A 17,029-nucleotide genomic window follows, 5' to 3' on the forward strand; every position below is an offset into this window, starting at 1 on the left:
CAACGGGCATGGAACGACAAATGACTCTCAAGAAGACCCTGCTGGCGAGCGTGATCGGCGCCGCCATGGCTACCGCCGTGCTGCCCTCCGTAGCCAGCGCCGGGACCACCCTGCGCATGGCCTACGATGCCGATCCGGTCTCGCTGGACATCCACGAGCAGCTCTCCGGGGGTATCCTCCAGCTCTCCCACATGACCTTCGATCCCCTGGTGCGCTGGACCAGCGACCTGGAGTTCGAGCCGCGCCTGGCCACCGCCTGGGAGCAGGTCGACGACACCACCATGCGCATGACCCTGCGTGAGGGGGTCGACTTCCACAGCGGCAACGCCTTCACCGCCGAGGACGTGGTCTGGACCGTCGAGCGCCTGAAGCGCAGTCCGGACTTCAAGGCGATCTTCGAACCCATCGAGAGCGTCACCGCACTGGACGACAACACCGTCGAGTTCACCACCCGGGAGCCCTATCCGCTGCTGCTCAACCTCGCCACCTACATCTTCCCGCTGGACAGCGCGTTCTACAGCGGCACCGGCGAGGACGGCGACCCCAAGGACGAGATCGTCAAGAACGGCAACTCCTTCGCCTCGGCCAACCTCTCCGGCACCGGCCCCTTCACCGTGGTCGAACACCAGAAGGGCAACCGCATGGAGTTCGACCGCTTCGACGGCTACTGGGACGCAGAGTCCCCGGGTAACGTGGAGCGCATCGTGCTCACCCCGATCAGCGAGAACGCCACCCGCGTGGCCGCCCTGCTCTCCGGGGACGTGGACTTCATCGCGCCGGTGCCCCCCAACGACCTGGACCGGGTGCGCGAGGACGAGGACGTCCAGCTGGTCACCATGTCCGGCACGCGGATCATCTTCTTCCACATGAACCAGGAGCGCGTCGAGGCCTTCCAGGATCCGCGGGTCCGCCAGGCCTTCGCCTATGCCGTCAACCAGGAAGGCATCGCCGAGCGCCTGATGAAGGGCTTCGCCACCCCGGCGGCACAGTTCTCCCCGGAAGGCTACGCCGGCCATGTCGACACTCTCGAGCGCCGCTATGACCTGGAGAAGGCGAAGCAGCTGATGGTTGATGCCGGCTACGCCGACGGCTTCGAGATCACCATGATGGCGCCCAACAACCGCTACGTGAACGACGCCAAGATCGCCCAGGCGGTGGCCGCCATGCTGGCGCGCATCAACGTCACGGTGGACCTCAAGACGCTGCCCAAGGCCCAGTACTGGGGCGAGTACGACGACCGCGCCGCCGACATGATGCTGATCGGCTGGCACGCCGATACCGAGGACAGCGCCAACTTCCACGAGTACCTGACGGCCTGCCCGGATACCGACAGCGGCGCCGGCCAGTACAACGCCGGCAACTACTGCAACCCGGAGCTCGACAGGCTGGTCGCCGAGGCCAACCTCGAGGTCGACCTCGAGAAGCGGGCCGAGATGCTGCAGCAGGTCGAGCAGACCCTGCATGACGAGGCGGCCGTCGTGCCCCTGCACTGGCAGGACCTGGCCTGGGCCTCGGCGGCCAGCGTCGATATCGAGCCGATCCTCAACGTGATGAACTTCCCCTACCTCGGGGACCTGGTCATCGAGGACGACTAAGCCTGCCTCGCGCCGGCCCCTCGCGGGCCGGCCCCATGAAATCCTGACCCCTGCGACGCGCCCGCCAGCCGAGTGCGTTGCCGCGTGTTGCACACGGGACGCCAGCCATGATCGCCTTCCTGATCAAGCGCCTCTTCCATGCCCTGCTGGTGATGTTCATCATCAGCCTCATCGCCTTCGCCATCCAGGACAACCTGGGCGACCCCATCCAGCAGATGGTCGGCCAGTCGGTCCCGGAGAGCGAGCGCGCGGCCCTGCGCGAACAGCTGGGCCTCAACGACCCCTTCCTGGTCCAGTACCTGCGCTTCGCGGGCAATGCCCTGCAGCTGGACTTCGGCTACTCCTACATCTTCAACCAGCCCACCACCGAGGTGATCCTGCGCCACCTGCCGGCGACCCTGGAGCTGGTCTTCGCCACGACCCTGCTGATCGTGCTGCTCTCGGTGCCGATCGGCGTCTACAGCGCGATCCGCCCCCGGGCCTGGCTGTCGCGCCTCTTCATGGGGGTGTCGATCATCGGCATCTCCATCCCGGTCTTCCTCACCGCCATCGTGCTGATCCAGCTGTTCGCCATCGGGGTGAGCTGGTCGCCCTTCCCCGCCGATACCGGCTGGGGGGCCTGGCTCAACGACCTGGTCAGTACCGAGGGCGGCATGCCCGCTTACGGACGCGGCAACCCGGTGCCCGTCTTCGGCACCTGGGCGACCAACTTCGCCTCCCTCGAAGGCCTCACCTACCTGGTGCTGCCGGCGATCTCGCTGGCCTCGATCATGCTGCCGCTGTTCATCCGCCTGATCCGCGCCGAGATGCTCGAGGTGCTGCAGTCGGAGTACGTGAAGTTCGCCCGCGCCAAGGGCATCTCGCTGCGCCGCATCTACTTCGTGCACGCCCTGAAGAACACCATGCTGCCGGTGATCACCATGGGCGGGGTGCAGATCGGCACCCTGGTGGCCTACACCATTCTCACCGAGACGGTCTTCCAGTGGCCGGGCATGGGGCTGATGTTCCTCAACGCCATCCAGCGTTCCGACGTGCCGCTGATCATCACCTACCTGATGATCGTGGGGCTGATCTTCGTGATCACCAACACCCTGGTCGACCTGATCTATGGCCTGGTCAACCCCACCGTCAAGCTGACAGGGAAACCCGCATGACAACCACGACACCCCGGGTGGCGAGCCGCTGGTCACGCTTTCGCGGCTCCTACCTGCTCTACAGCTTCAAGCGTGACCCGGTCGCCCAGCTGAGCCTGGTGGTCTTCATCGCCCTGGTCGCCGTGGCGGTGCTGGCCCCGTGGCTGGCGCCCATGAACCCCTATGACCTGACGCAGATCGACATCATGTCCTCGGAGCTGCCGCCCTTCTGGGTCGAGGGCAGCGACCCGACCTACCTGATGGGTACCGATGCTCAGGGCCGCGACCTGCTCTCGACCATCCTCTATGGCGCCCGGGTGTCGCTGATCATCGGCTTCGGCGCGGTGGCCCTCCAGGCACTGCTGGGGGTCAGCTTCGGGCTGCTCGCCGGCTACCTGGGCGGGCGCGTGGATGCCTTCCTGATGCGCCTGGCCGACATCCAGCTGTCGTTCTCCACCCTGATGGTGGCCATCGTGGTGGGCGCCCTGGTCAAGGCGATCTTCGGCGGTGCCACCTTCAGCGCCTATGCGGTGCCGCTGCTGGTGCTGATCATCGGCCTGGCCGAATGGCCCCAGTACGCGCGCACGGTGCGCGCCTCGGTGCTGGCCGAGCGCCACAAGGAGTATGTCGATGCCGCCCGGGTGATGGGCTTCACCAGTCGGCGCATCATGTTCCGCCATATCCTGCCCAATACCCTGTCGCCGATCTTCGTCATCTCCACGGTCCAGGTGGCCAACGCCATCATCTCCGAGGCGGCCCTCTCCTTCCTCGGCCTGGGCATGCCCGAGACCCAGCCGTCGCTGGGTTCGCTGATCAAGTCCGGCTTCGACTACCTGCAGTCGGGTTCCTGGTGGATCACCCTGATCCCCGGCCTGGTGCTGGTGGTGCTGGTGCTGGTGATCAACCTGCTCGGCGACTGGCTGCGCGACGTCCTCAACCCGCGACTCTACAAGGGCTGACCCCATGGCACTCCTCGACGTAACCCATCTCGATGTGCGCTTCGCCCTTCGCCGCGGCGATGTCCAGGCGCTGCGCGATGTCAGCTTCGGCCTCGAGCGCGGCGAGCGCCTGGGAATCGTGGGCGAGTCCGGCGCCGGCAAGTCGGTGGCGGCCTTCAGCCTGCTCAACCTGATCGCCAAGCCGGGCTATATCGCCGGCGGCAGCATCCGCTTCGACGGCCGCGACCTGACCGCCATGAGCGACCGGGCGCTGCGCCATGTCCGCGGTCACCGCATGTCGATGATCTTCCAGGATCCGATGATGACCCTGAACCCGGTGCTGACCATCGGCGAACAGATGGTCGAGTGCCTCAAGGCACACCGACGCATCTCGAACCGCGAGGCCCGGGCGATCGCCCTGCGCAAGCTCGAGCAGGTGCAGATCCCCTCGCCCGCGGCGCGCCTCGACCAGTACCCCCACGAGCTCTCCGGCGGCATGCGCCAACGAGTGATCATCGCCGTCGCGCTGCTGCTCGATCCCGACATCATCATCGCCGACGAGCCCACCACCGCGCTGGATGTGACCATCCAGGCGGAGATCATGGCGCTTCTGCTGGAGCTCTGCGAGCAGCACAACGTCGGCCTGATCCTGATCACCCACGACCTGGGCGTGGTCAGCCAGGTCACCCAGCGCATGCTGGTGATGTATGCCGGCCGGGTGATCGAGCAGGGCCCGACCCGGGAGATCATCAACGATCCCCAGCACCCCTACACCCAGGGCCTGATCAACGCCCTGCCCCAGATGGCCACGCCGGGCAGCCGGCTGAACCAGATTCCCGGCAGCATGCCATCGCTGGACAACCTGCCGAGCGGCTGCGCCTTCCATTCGCGCTGCGGCTTCGTCGAGCGCGCCGACGGCACCACCCGCCGCGCCTGCATCGACGCGGTGCCCGAGTTCGTGACCTCCGGCAACTGCCGGGTCGCCTGTCACATGGTCGCCGAGATGCTCGAGCGCGAACGCATCCCGGCCGAGGAGATTCGCTGATGAGTTCGACCGCCCAAGCCCACGCCCTTGACCAGGTCCCCGAGGCGGCTGCCCCCCTGCTGGAGATCCGCGGACTGGAGAAGCACTTCTCGCTCTCCGGCGATTTCCTCGAGCAGCTGAAGTTCAAGGGGGGCAGGATCGTCCGCGAACAGCGGCACGTGCATGCCATCAACGGCGTCGACCTGGATATCCAGCGTGGCGAGGCGCTCTGCGTGGTCGGCGAGTCCGGCTGCGGCAAGTCCACGGTGGCCCGCACCGTGATGGGCCTGCTCCATCCCAGTGCCGGCGAGATCCGCTACGACGGCCGGCGCATCGATGACCTCTCCCACAAGGCGCTGATGCCCTACCGCAAGCGCATGCAGATGATCTTCCAGAACCCCTATGCCTCGCTCAATCCACGCATGACCATCCAGCAGACCCTGGAGGAGCCGATCCGCCTGCACCACCCGGTCTGGTCGCCGCAGCGCATCAAGGAACAGGTCGCCGAGGTGATGACCTCGGTGGGCATCGCGGCCGACTGGGGCGGACGCTATGGCCACGAGTTCTCCGGCGGCCAGCGGCAACGTATTGCCATTGCGCGAGCCCTGGCCGTCGATCCGGAGTTTATCGTCGCCGACGAGCCGATCTCGGCGCTTGACGTGTCGATCCAGGCCCAGGTGCTGAACCTGCTGATGGAGGCCCAACGCGAGCGGGATCTCACCTACCTGTTCATCACCCACGACCTGGCGGTGGTCGAGCACTTCGGCACCCGGGTGGCGGTGATGTACCTGGGCACGGTATGCGAAGTGGCCGCCACGGCGACGCTGTTCGCCACCCCTCGGCACCCCTATACCCAGGCGCTGCTGTCGGCGATCCCGCGCCTGGAGGACGACCGGCCCCAGCCGATCCGGCTGACCGGCGAGGTACCGACCCCGGTGAACCTGCCCTCGGGCTGTGTCTTCCATGGTCGCTGCCCCCATGCCGAGCCGCGCTGTCGTCGGGAGGTGCCGACGCTGCGGCCCCAGGCCGACGGCAGCCGGGTGGCCTGCCATGCCGTGGAGGAAGGGCGGCTATAGTCTCAAAGGTGGCTTTAATGGCATTATTCTCCGTATTTAAAAAAAATAACGAAAATATCTGCTGCATAAATGGTAAATCATGGAAGTTCGTTGGCTGGAAGACTTCATCGCCTTGGCTCGCACCCGACACTTCTCGCGGGCGGCGGAGGAGCGCCATGTCACCCAGCCGACCTTCTCCCGGCGTATCAAGCTGCTGGAGGAGGAGATGGGCACCAGCCTGGTCAATCGCCAGACCCTGCCGCTCTCCCTGACCCCCGCCGGTGAGGAGTTCCTGGGGATGTGCGAGCAGGTCAGCCAACGGGTACGCGATACCCGGGAGCGGCTGGCGCGCCTCGCCGAGGCCCAGGCCAACCGGCTGCGCCTGGCTGCCCCCCAGAGCCTGCTGGGCCACTTCCTGCCGGAGTGGCTCGACGGTTATCACGGCGAGCCTCCCCTGGAGCCCTACCTGCGCGCCACCGGCTGGCTGGTGGACGACTACTTCCAGGCGCTGGCCCGAGGGGAGTGCGACCTGGCGCTCTGCTACTGGCCGCGCCACGATGAGCTTCCGGCGGTGGACCGCCAAGGCTGCCAGTATCGTCTGGTCGGTCACGAGCGCCTGGTGCCGCTATCGGTGCCGGATGACGAGGGCCGCCCCCGCTTTCGCCTGGGTACCGGCCCCCGGGAGGCGCTGCCACTGATCGCCTTCCACCCGCGCGGCCTGATGCGGGCCGCCATCGATGCTCACCTGGCGCGACTCGGCGAGGCGCCCGGTTTCCGGGTGCTCAACGAGAGCATCCAGAGTGGCAACATCAAGGAACTGATCGGCCTGGGCTACGGCCTGGGCTGGCTGCCGGAACGCCTGGTGCGCCCGGCTCTCGAGCACGGCGAGCTGGTGCTCGCCGGCGATGCCCGCTGGCAGGTGCCGCTGGAGATCCGCCTTTACCGGCATGCCGCCCCCCGCCACTCGGGCCTGGAGGCTCTGTGGCAGAGCCTGCCCACCCGGGTCGATAATGACGATGTTCCCTAGCAGCCTGTCGGACTTAACGCTGATCTACTGCGAAACCCGGGCTTTCGGCCAATTTCATTCGATCTGATTCGTTAAATAGCTCGCTATTCGCCTCATCAGATCGATAAACTTGACTCGAAATCCATATTTCTCGCGACGATCGGTCAAATCCGACAGGCTGCTAGCCCTTCGATGATCAATGACCGATGACGGAGTCCGTGATGATCGCCCCCGACCTCGCCGCCGCCCAAGGGCGCCACCTGGACGCCCTGGCCCGGGCCTACGCCGACATCCTGGGCACCGAAGGCTACGATGGGGTGCTGCTCTACAGCGGTCACGCCCACCGCCACTTCGCCGATGACCAGACCGCCAGCTTCGCCGCGTACGGACACTTCCTGCACTGGGTGCCGATGGCCGGCCTGGCGCACAGCTGGCTCCTGGTTCGCCCGGATCACCGGCCGACACTCTACTTTCACGCCCCGGAGGACTTCTGGCACCTGACGCCTCGGCTGCCCGAGGAGCCCTGGGTCGGGGCCTTCGAGGTCGAGCTGCGCGCCGAGACGACCCCGCCGTCGCTCCCCACCGGGCGTTTCGCGGTGCTCGGCGAGATCAGTGCCGAGCTGGCCTCGGAGCTGGGCGCCGAGGCCAACCCCGAGGCATTGACGGCGCGCCTGGACGAGCTGCGCGTGCGCAAGAGCGACTACGAGGTGGCCTGCCTGCGCGAGGCCAACCGGCGGGCCCTGGCCGGCCACCGTGCGGCCAGGGAGGCCTTCCTGGCCGGTGGCGCCGAGCTCGACTGTCAGCTCGCCTACCTGGGGGCCTCCCGCAGCCGCGAGAGCGAGCTGCCCTATCAGAACATCGTCGGCATCAATGCCCACGGCGGCGTACTGCACTATCAGCACTACGATAGCGACACGCCGGCCAGGCGCAACAGCCTGCTGCTCGACGGGGGGCATCGCTACCGGGGGTACTGCGCCGACATCACCCGTACCTGGCCCGGACCCGATGCCGACCCGCTGTTCGCCCCGCTGGTCGAGGGCGTTACCGCGCTGCAGCGGCGGCTGGTCACGGCACTGCGCCCCGGGGTGAGCTACGTCGAGCTCCATGAGCGGATGCATGCGGAGCTCGGCGCGCTGCTGGTCGGGCACGGCCTGGTACGATGTTCCGCGGACACGGCGGTGGCCACCGGCATCACCCGCGCCTTCTGCCCACACGGCCTGGGGCACCTGCTCGGCCTCCAGGTCCATGACCTGGGCGGGCGGGTCGCCGCCGACGGCACGCCGCTCTCTCCGCCGGCTGCCCATCCGGCCCTGCGCCTGACTCGGGAACTGCAAGCGGGGATGGTGGTCACCATGGAACCGGGGCTGTATATCATACCCATGCTGCTCGAGCGGTTCCGGGACAGCCGCGACATCGACTGGCAGCGGGTCGAGAGGCTGGCCGACCACGGCGGCGTCCGCATCGAGGACAACGTGCTGGTCACCGCCCAGGGGCCCGACAACCTGACGCTTCACGACGCCGAGTGACACCGCCATGTCCGGCCGATTGCATCCCGCCACCTTCCGACCACCGCCGGGGCTCGCCAACCGCCACGTCCAGACCCTGCTGCCGCGGCTGCTGCCGCGTCCCCGCGTGAAACGTGACGTCGAGATCCTCGAACTGCCGGATGGTGACTTCGTCGAGCTGACCTGGGCGCGCCCGGCCCCGGCCCGGGAAGACGCCCCCCTGTTCCTGCTCTTCCACGGGCTGGAGGGTTCCTTCGCCTCGCCATACGCGCGACTGTTGCTGGCCATGGCCGCGAGGCTGGGCTGGCGCCCCGTGCTCATGCACTTCCGTGGCTGCGGCGACATGCCCAACCGGCTGCCCCGGGCCTACCATAGCGGCGATACCGCCGATGCCTACTGGCTGATCGGTCATCTCGCCCACCGTTACCCGCGCGCCCTCAAGGTTGCGGCCGGGGTTTCGCTGGGGGCCAACATGCTGATCAAGCTGGTCGCCGAACAGGGGGGCGATGGCCTCGACCTGGCCGGCGCCATCGCCATCGGCGCCCCGCTGGACCTGGCGGCCTGCGCTGATTCCCTGCACCAGGGGTTCTCCCGCCTCTACGAGCGCCATCTGCTGGCCTCGCTGAAGGCCAAGGTCGCACGGCGGCTGCGGGCCGGTGAGCTGCCGCTGCCGCTGGATCGACGCCGGCTTGCCGGACTCGACAGCCTGCGCGCCTACGACGACGCCGTCACCGCGCCGCTGCACGGTTTCGACGGCGCCGCCGACTACTACCGACGTGCCTCAGCCGGCCCGCTGCTCGGCGAGCTCGAACTCCCCACACTGCTGCTTCACGCCGATGACGATCCCTTCATGCCGGCGGGGTTGTTCGAGCGCCTGCCACACCCCTCGGCATCGGTACGCGTGGAGATCGCCCGGCATGGCGGCCATGTGGGCTTCATCGAGTGGCGCGACGGGGGCCTGCGTTCCTGGCTGTCACGCCGGGTGGGGCGGCAACTGGAGGACTGGGCCAGCCCCGCGGGCCAGGAGGCATGGCCGGACCGACTCCGGGTCACCCGATCGGACAGCTGACGCCGGTACCGCGCAGGCCGCAGTAGCCCCCGGGGTTCTTGTCCAGGTACTGCTGGTGGTACTCCTCGGCGTAGTAGAACGCCTCGAGGGGGGCGATCTCGGTGGTGATCCTGCCGCCGCCGGCTCGCTGCAGTGCCCGCTGATAGGCATCGCGGGTGCGCTTGGCCACCGCCAGCTGGTCGTCATCGGTCACGTAGATCGCCGAACGGTACTGGGAGCCGATGTCGTTGCCCTGGCGGTCGCCCTGCGTCGGGTCATGGGCCTCCCAGAACACCTGCAGCAGCCGCTCGAGATCGAGTTCGGCGGGATCGAAGATCACCCGCACCACCTCGGCATGGCCGGTCTGGCCGGTGCAGGTCTCGTCATAGGTCGGATTCGGCGTGACGCCGCCGGCATAGCCCACCGCCGTGACGTGGACGCCGGGCAGCCGCCAGAAGAGCCGTTCGGCCCCCCAGAAGCAGCCCAGGCCCAGTACGATCTCGCGCAGGTGCTCCGCAAACGGCGGGACCAGGGAGCGTCCATTGACGCCATGAATGCCGCTGATCTTCATCGGCGTATCGCGCCCCGGCAGGGCGCGGGCAGGATCGATACTCATCACGGTTCCTCGTGTGCCTGTGTGGGTCGAGTCAGTCGTTCGGCGTGGGTGGCCTCCCCGGCCGGCTGAAGGTGTAGACGAGATCCACCGCCTGTGCGACACCGGACACCGCCTCGAGGTAGAGGTTCCGCCACAGGGTGTAGCGCAGTGTCAGCTCGGCGATCGGCGAGAAGACCCCCACCCCGTAGCTGACCCGCAGGTCCTCGGTGAGCTGGCCGCTCACTCGCACCTGGCTCTCGTCGCCGACCCCGGCGGTCTCCAGCGACAGGTCATCGATGCCGAAGGCCTCGCCGATGGCGCCCACCGCGCCGCCGGTGCGCCCCAGGGTCAGGCCCAGCAGCGCCGACGCCAGCGCTCCCTCGGCATCGCCGTCCTCGGGCGGGCGCCCGCGCAGCAGGTAGGAGAGTGCCCGCGCCTCATCCATCGCCGGCTCGGAGAACACCCGCATCTGCGGCTCGGCGGCGGTGCCGGTGACTCTCAGGCCGGCGATCACCTCGTCCTGGGTCACCGCGGGGTTGCGGATCGCCTCGAAGTTGAGCAGCGGCTGGTCGGGTGGTCCGCTGAACAGCAGCTCGCCCCGGCGAATCAGCAGGTCCTGGCCATAGGCGCGGAAGCGCCCGTCGACCAGGTTGACGTCGCCGAACAGCTGCACCGGTCCGTTCTGCTGGCGCACCTCCAGGATGCCGGCCAGACCCGACTCCAGGCCGTAGGCCTCGAGGTGCATGTCCGGGCCGAGCTGCAGGTCGATCTGCACGTCCACGGCCATGCCGGCCTCGGCCAGTGCCCGGGCCGCCGAAGCGTCGGCGCCCTCCTCGCCCTCCTCGCCCTCCTCGGTGGCCCGTTCGGCCTGGCGTTCGGCACGTATCTCGTCGCGGCGGGTGATGATCACCTCGTCCGGGCTCGGCGTCACCGCCGACTCCGGCATCTCGCCGATCTCGAGCCGCGCCCAGGGCACCTGAACCTCGCCGCGCACCCGCAGGCGATCCGGCTGAACCCGTACCCGCAGGTCCGGGGCGACCCGCAAGCGGCCGAACTCGGGCAGTACCGCCAGCAGTGGCCGCTCGCGGGCATCCAGGTCCACGGCGATGCGCCAGTCGTCGGGGCTCGGCCAGCTGGCATCGCCGTCGATCTCGAGTCGTCCCTCCTCGGCGGCGACGAACCCGTTGATCCGGCCCTGGTCCCCGGCCAGGCGCACCTCGAGCTCGCCGTCACGCACCTCCAGCGGCACCTCGCCCCCGACCATCTGCAGGCCGCTGAGCCCGATGGTGCCATCGAGCACCGGCGCCTCGCGGCTGCCACCGATACGCACCTCCCCTTCCAGCGCCCCTTCCAGGGTCTCCATGCCGGCCATCAGGGTGCGATAACGCGAGAGCTGGAAGTCGTCGAGGGAGAACCGGCCGTCCAGGTTCCCGCTACCGATGGGATCCTCGATGCGCAGCACCAGGCTCAGGTCGCCTGCCTCGGCAAGGCTCAGCGCCAGGTCGAGATCGGCACTCGCCTGGTTGGCCTCGAGGCTCACCGTGAGTCGCGAGGGGGGCAGTTCCCAGGGCTGGCCGTAGGCATCCAGGCCACGCACGGCGAGTTCGCTGGCCAGCCCGAGATCGGCTTGCCAGCGCGTGCCGCCCTGGCGCCACTCGGCGAGCAGCGTGGCGTCGGTGGCGCCGGCCAGTTCCCAATCCTCGGGCACCGCCGCCTCGATCAGCGACATCGGCAGCCCGCGAATCGCCAGCGCCGCCTGGCCGCGTTCCGCCGAGGCCTGCATGGGTTCCTCGAGGCAGAGGTCGCCGCCCTGCTCGCGTCTCAGGCAGAAGGGTTGCACCCGTATGCTGCCGTCCGGCAGGTTGGCCTCGAAGGCCAGTGCCTCGGCCAGGCGGATATCGCCGTGGTCGGTATCGACCTCCAGCGGGAGCAGGCGCCCGGCATAGCGCTGCCGATCGTCCCCCATGCCCCCTTCGAGGGCCAGGGCGACGCGGGAGAGTGGCATGCCCCGGCCAGCGGTGGCGTCCAGGGTCAAGCGATGGGCGGAGAGCCGGCCGTCGAGGCGCAGGCCGACCTCGCTGAAGCGCTGGCCGGCGACATCGAGTCGCTCGATATCCAGGCCCAGGTCCAGCGCGGGATCCTCCATGCCGCTGACCCGGCCGGCGAGGCGCAGCCGCTCGAGGCGGTGCTCGGCGAAGCGCAGCGCCTGGCCGGTGAGGTCCAGGTCGAGCCGAGGGGACTCGAGGGTGCCGGAGCCGGTGAACTCGCCGGCCAGGCTGCCCGAGAGGTCGTCATGCAGGTTGGCCAGGGCCGGCAGGTTCAGCTCACCGGCGAGGTCGATGGCGCGTTCGCTCACGCCGCCGGCGGCGGTCAGTCGGTTGTCGCCCTGACGGAAGTCCAGGGTGTCGATCCGCCAGCGCATCTCGCTGTCTCCGGCGAGGCTCGCCCGCAGCGACATCGGCAACTCCTGCAGCTCGCCATCGATGGCGAGCCGGGGAACCCGCAGCTGCCAGCCCGCCGGGGACTGGACGAAGGCCAGCTCGGCATCGCCATCCAGCCGTCCCGTGATGCCGTCGACGAAATCACCGGGGTCGAGGTTGTCCAGGCGGACCACCGCCTCGACGCCGAGTTCGTCGGCCCAGTCGACCCGGCCACGAGTCACTACCGAGGCGCGGCCGAGACTCGCCGAGAGGGGCGTCCAGGCGAAGTGCTCGAGATCCCCGGTACCGGTGAGGGCCACCCGGGTATAGGGGATCTCGGGCCCTTCCACCATCAGCGAGGCGGCGACCCGATAGGCCAGCAGGCTGCCCTCCAGGCGCAGGGAGAGGTCCTCCACCAGGTATGGCTCCGTCGGCACGGCGCTGGCCTCCTCCGCCGCTTCGTCCCGAGTGGACTGCGTCCCGGGGAAAGGCCACTGGAGCAGGTCACTCTCCAGCGAGGCCGTGAACGGCAGGGTCGGGTCCAGGGCGTCCAGACGGGCGTCGAGGGATGCGGTGACCGGCCCGGAGAGCCCCAGGCGGACGCCGAGATCCCCGAGATCGCCGTCGAGTGCCAGGTCGACGTGCTCCCCGGCCAGTTCGGGCATCGCCTCGGGCAGCCAGAGCGCGGCCTCGAGCCTGGCCTCGAGGGGGTAGTCGTCACGCAGCTCGATGCTGGCCGTCAAGCTGGCGTCGGCGTCCACCGTCGTCACCTCGAGCGGGGCGATCTCGATCCGGTGACCCTCGCCGGTCAGCGCCAGGTCCAGGCGCCGCACACTGTAATCCATGGGGCCGGCGACGGCGAAGTCCTCCACCCGCAACTCCGGGGCCTCGATCCGCAGCGGCAGACGCACCTCGGGCAACTCGCGGCGCGGCTGCTCCTCCAGTGGCAGGCCGGCCAGCCCCTCGAGCTCGGCTGCGGCCGCCGCCGGCAGCGGCGAACGTACCGCGATGGCGCCATCGATCGCCGCGGCACCGAGCCGCGGCCCCTCGTGCTCGGCCTCGCTGAGGGCGAGGCGGGCTCCCGGCGAGAGTGGCAGCAGCACCCGCGTGCCGGCCAGCCGCGTCGGCAGCAGGGTCAGGGTGTCGGCCTCGGCCACCGCGCCGGTGCTGAAGTGCTCCCAGGTGATCCGGGTGCCGTCGGCCAGCTGCACCTCCACGTCGAGCAGGGCGAGGGAGCGGATCTCCACCGGGAAGGGCAGCGAGAGGATCTCGGGTGGCCCTCCCCCCTCGCGGTCGTCCGCCTCCGCCTCGGCCAGGCGGATCCGCGCGCCCTCCACGACGAGTGCATCGAGGCACAGCCGCCCACCGAGCAGGCAGTCGTCGGCCCAGGCCAGTTCAAGGCGCTCGGCGGCGACCCTGGCCGGCCCCGCCTCGAGGCGCAGGCCGTGCAGTACCAGGGTGTCGAGCGGCGCACCCTCGACGGCCTCCAGCTCGAAGAAGCCGCGCTTGGCGCCCTCCTCGAGCAACAGCCCGGTACCCCAGGGCGACAGCGCCAGGCCGAGGCCCAGCACCGCCAGGCCCAGCAACCACAAGGGAAGCAGGATCAGCAGGCGAATCAGCGCCCAGATCAATACTCGTGCTCTCATGCCTTTACTCGGGGGGGCCATCAGAACTCGGGACCAATGGCGAAGTGAAGCCGAAAGTCGTTGTCCTCGTCATCGAAGGGGTGTGCCACGTCGAAGCGGATCGGACCGATCGGCGAGATCCAGCGCACGCCGAGACCGGCGCCGGTATTGAGGGCATCGGGCCCCCACTCCTCGAAGGCGTCGCCGGTGTCGACGAAGGCGGCACCCCACCAGGCTCCGGTGATCCGGCGTTGCAGTTCGGTGCTGGCGGTAAGCAGCTGCTGACCACCGCGCAGCTCGCCCTCCTCGTTGCGCGGCGCCAGGCTCTCGTAGGCGTAACCGCGGACGCTGCGGTCACCGCCGGCGAAGAAGCGCAGTGAGGGGGGGATCTTGTCGAAGTCGTCGGTCTCGATGGCACCGAAACCGAGCCGGGTGACGAAGCGCGTATCCTCGCCGAACATCCGGATCCACTGAGTTTCGCCGGTCATGCGCAGGAAGTCGGCGTCGGACCCCCAGGTGTCATCGGACACCTCGAAGGCGATGCGCTGACGGTCCCCCCAGCTCGGGAAAGTGGGATTGCGGGTACGGGTGCGCGACCAGCTGATGCCGGGATAGAGGAGCCACACCTGCTCCTCGTCGCCCCCCTGGGTGAAATCCTCGTAGGTGGTGCGCACATAGAGCGTCTGGACCCAGAGGTTCTCGAACTCCCAGCGCCGGGCGGCTTCCACGGTCGCCTCCAGGGAGCGGGTATCCTCGTTGTCGCGCTGACGAAAGCCGTACTGGAAGCGGTAGCTGTCGCGCAGCGGGTCGGCCAGCGGCATGTTGTAGGTGCCGGTGAAGCGTTGCTCGGGCGCGGAGAGGAACAGGTTGTGGTCGAGCCCGTGTCCGTAGCGGTTGATCCAGGGCTGGTTCCAGGCGAATCGGGTGCGAGGCCCCACGTCGGTGGCGTAGCCCACACCGACCTCGAACTTGTGACGATCGGCCGGGGTCACGCTGATGTCGATGGGCACCTCGGGTCGGTCAGGGCGATGCAACACCGTGGCCCCCTCCAGCGCCGGGCCGCTCAGCCGCGGGCCGGCGGCGTCCGGCGGCAGGCTGGCCAGTTCGCCACCGGCGACCTCCACCTCGTTCCAGAATCCCACCCGGGGCTCCGGCAGGGCCAGGCTCGCCGCCTCGCCGAGCCGCGGGCGCACGGCAATGGAGCCGAACCAGCCGGTCTGCCCCAGACGCTGGTTGTAGCGGGCCAGTTCGCCGGCGAGATAGGGATCGCCGGGCGAGAACGGCAGCATGCGCCGCAGCCGCTCTTCCTCGATATGACTGCCGTCGATGGTGACCTCGCCGAAGTGGTGGCGAGGTCCGCTGTCCAGGGCCAGGTAGAGCCGGGCACTCTCGGCATGGGGGCGTACCTCCATGCGGCGGTCGACGAAGCGCCAGTCGAAGTAGCCGCGCTCCAGCGAGAGGTTGGCCAGCCGGCTACGCAGCCGATCGTAGGGAGCGTGTACCAGAGGGTCGCCCTCGGCCAGCGGAAAGGCCTCGACGGCCTCGCGGAACCTTGGGTCCTCGGCGGCATCGCCCTCGATGCGAATGTCGAGGGTCTCGATCCTCACCCGCGGCCCCGTTTCGATCATCAGTTCCACGTACCCGGGCGGATCGCCCTCGGGCAACTGGTGAGCCACCTGGGGCGAGTAGTAGCCGTAGACCCGCAACGCCTCACGGGTGCGTCGCTGCACCTCGCCCTCGATCCGCGAACGGCTGTACCGCGCGGCATCGAGCCCATCCAGGTAGTAACGGACATTCTCGGCAACATCGCCGTCCACGCCGTCGATGCGCGCATCGAGCCCCATTGCCGAGTGAGTCATGCCAAGACACAAGGCCGCTGCACCCAGGCGTGTAACCACGCGATTATTCATATCAACGGCTTTCCCTAGCTTGGCGTTGGCACCCTTGCCTCAGCGCTGCAGGGCTTCGATCCGGGCACTCAGAGCGAGCTGCGAGCGGCGCAGCTCGCCAAGCTCGGCTTCCAGCGCGCCCAGCCTGCCCGCCATGGCAGCGGAGCGCTCTGCATCATCATCCCGTGATGCCACCGCGGCTTCAACCTCATCGACGAGCCCCGCCACCCGCGCGGCAAGCTCGTCGAGCCGTTCCTGCAGCTGGCGCTCCTCGCGGGTCAGCCGCTCCTCGAGTTCGCCGTGGGCCGTCGCCAGTTCCTCATGGGCGGCCTCGAGGCGGGCCAGGGCCTCGCCCTCGCCCACCTCGGCTTCCAGCGACGCCAGCCGTTCATCCAGGTCGGCGAGGCGCTCGCCATCACGCTCGCGGGCATCGCTCAGCGCCGTGACCCGTTCGTCCAGCGCGGCCCGGCCGTCGTCGCCGGCGCGCTCCAGGGCATCGAGGGAACGCCGGGTCGCCGCCAGCACGGCATCGCGAGTCTCGGCCTCCTCGGCGATGCCCCCCTGCCGCCGTTGCAGCGCGTCGATGCGTTCATCGATGGCCGCGAACCGCGCCGGCACGCTCTCCTCCTGACCTGCCAGGCGCTCGTCGAGTTCCTCGTCACGGGTCGCCAGGCCCTCGAGGCGGGATTCGAGGCGTTCGAGGGCCTCGCCGCGGCCCTCCTCCGCGTCGAAGCGGGCATGAACATTGGAAACCTCGCCGGAGAGCCGTGCGAGCTCACGTTCGAAGCGGGCCCGCTCCTCCCAGCCGGCCCAGGCCAGGGCACCGCCAGCGGCGATCAGCACCAGGACCAGCAGCCATAGCGGCCAGACACGCGGCGGGGGAGGATGACGCAGACGATGAGGTGCCAGGCTGGAATCCGGGTCCGGGACGATCGGTCGCGCATACCGGCGGTCATCCGGGCGCTCTGCCATGGCGAACTCCTTAACTCTCGAGCGATGACACCTGCCTCGGCTGGCAGGCGTGGCAGCCTTGTGACGGAAACCCGAGCCTGACGATCGGAATTGGCGCCTCCCGACCCGGGTGCTATGATGCCGCGACAATAGTTGCACAGCGTTTTCTTAGTGTAAGGTTTTTTTCGCCCCGAACGCACGGGCCACCGCCAACACCCTCGAGGCCGGCCCTTGCCGTGGTGGCG

General features: G+C 68.9%; 12 protein-coding genes. 8 read left to right on the forward strand and 4 right to left on the reverse strand.

Annotated elements, in window-relative coordinates:
- Window positions 1-20: 20 nt before the first annotated feature.
- The 8 genes from QLQ85_RS08935 to QLQ85_RS08970 all read left to right on the forward strand — a co-directional run bounded on the left by QLQ85_RS08935 (window position 21) and on the right by QLQ85_RS08970 (window position 9,325).
- Window positions 21-1,595 carry an ABC transporter substrate-binding protein gene (locus tag QLQ85_RS08935; protein ID WP_282738674.1) on the forward strand — a complete coding sequence of 525 codons (1,575 nt, stop codon included), beginning with the start codon at window positions 21-23 and terminating at the stop codon, window positions 1,593-1,595.
- A 107-nt stretch (window positions 1,596-1,702) separates the two neighbouring features.
- Window positions 1,703-2,749: an ABC transporter permease gene (locus QLQ85_RS08940; RefSeq protein ID WP_282738675.1), complete on the forward strand. Its 1,047-nt coding sequence runs from the start codon at window positions 1,703-1,705 to the stop codon at window positions 2,747-2,749.
- A complete protein-coding gene (locus tag QLQ85_RS08945) occupies window positions 2,746-3,687 on the forward strand; it encodes an ABC transporter permease (RefSeq protein ID WP_282738676.1) in 942 nt (313 codons plus the stop codon). Before QLQ85_RS08940 ends, QLQ85_RS08945 begins: the two co-directional genes overlap by 4 nt.
- A gap of 4 nt (window positions 3,688-3,691) precedes the next feature.
- Window positions 3,692-4,711, forward strand: a complete 1,020-nt coding sequence (locus QLQ85_RS08950) for an ABC transporter ATP-binding protein (RefSeq protein ID WP_282738677.1) — start codon at window positions 3,692-3,694, stop codon at window positions 4,709-4,711.
- On the forward strand, window positions 4,711-5,766 hold the full coding sequence (locus QLQ85_RS08955) for an ABC transporter ATP-binding protein (RefSeq protein WP_282738678.1): 1,056 nt from the start codon (window positions 4,711-4,713) through the stop codon (window positions 5,764-5,766). The genes QLQ85_RS08950 and QLQ85_RS08955 overlap by 1 nt, the downstream gene beginning before the upstream one ends.
- 79 nt (window positions 5,767-5,845) lie before the next feature.
- Window positions 5,846-6,772, forward strand: coding sequence for a LysR family transcriptional regulator (locus QLQ85_RS08960; RefSeq protein ID WP_282738679.1), 927 nt, complete (start codon window positions 5,846-5,848; stop codon window positions 6,770-6,772).
- A 200-nt stretch (window positions 6,773-6,972) separates the two neighbouring features.
- Window positions 6,973-8,277: a Xaa-Pro dipeptidase gene (gene pepQ, locus QLQ85_RS08965; protein WP_282738680.1), complete on the forward strand. Its 1,305-nt coding sequence runs from the start codon at window positions 6,973-6,975 to the stop codon at window positions 8,275-8,277.
- Between the two features lie 7 nt (window positions 8,278-8,284).
- On the forward strand, window positions 8,285-9,325 hold the full coding sequence (locus QLQ85_RS08970) for a hydrolase (protein ID WP_282738681.1): 1,041 nt from the start codon (window positions 8,285-8,287) through the stop codon (window positions 9,323-9,325).
- Here the strand turns inward: QLQ85_RS08970 and msrA are convergent.
- The 4 genes from msrA to QLQ85_RS08990 all read right to left on the reverse strand — a co-directional run bounded on the left by msrA (window position 9,306) and on the right by QLQ85_RS08990 (window position 16,805).
- Window positions 9,306-9,920 (reverse strand): peptide-methionine (S)-S-oxide reductase MsrA, encoded by a 615-nt coding sequence (msrA, locus tag QLQ85_RS08975; protein ID WP_282738682.1) that lies wholly within the window; start codon window positions 9,918-9,920, stop codon window positions 9,306-9,308. The genes QLQ85_RS08970 and msrA overlap by 20 nt on opposite strands.
- A 31-nt stretch (window positions 9,921-9,951) precedes the next feature.
- Window positions 9,952-13,965, reverse strand: coding sequence for an autotransporter assembly complex protein TamB (gene tamB, locus QLQ85_RS08980; RefSeq protein ID WP_282738683.1), 4,014 nt, complete (start codon window positions 13,963-13,965; stop codon window positions 9,952-9,954).
- Window positions 13,966-13,985: 20 nt separating this feature from the next.
- Window positions 13,986-15,803 (reverse strand): autotransporter assembly complex protein TamA, encoded by a 1,818-nt coding sequence (tamA, locus tag QLQ85_RS08985; RefSeq protein WP_282738684.1) that lies wholly within the window; start codon window positions 15,801-15,803, stop codon window positions 13,986-13,988.
- 90 nt (window positions 15,804-15,893) lie between these two features.
- Entirely contained in the window at window positions 15,894-16,805 is a 912-nt protein-coding gene (locus QLQ85_RS08990; RefSeq protein WP_282738685.1) for a coiled-coil domain-containing protein, read from the reverse strand.
- Window positions 16,806-17,029 lie beyond the last annotated feature (224 nt).

The sequence above is a fragment of the Halomonas kalidii genome, assembly GCF_030010475.1.
GTDB classification, from domain to species: Bacteria; Pseudomonadota; Gammaproteobacteria; order Pseudomonadales; family Halomonadaceae; genus Halomonas; species Halomonas heilongjiangensis.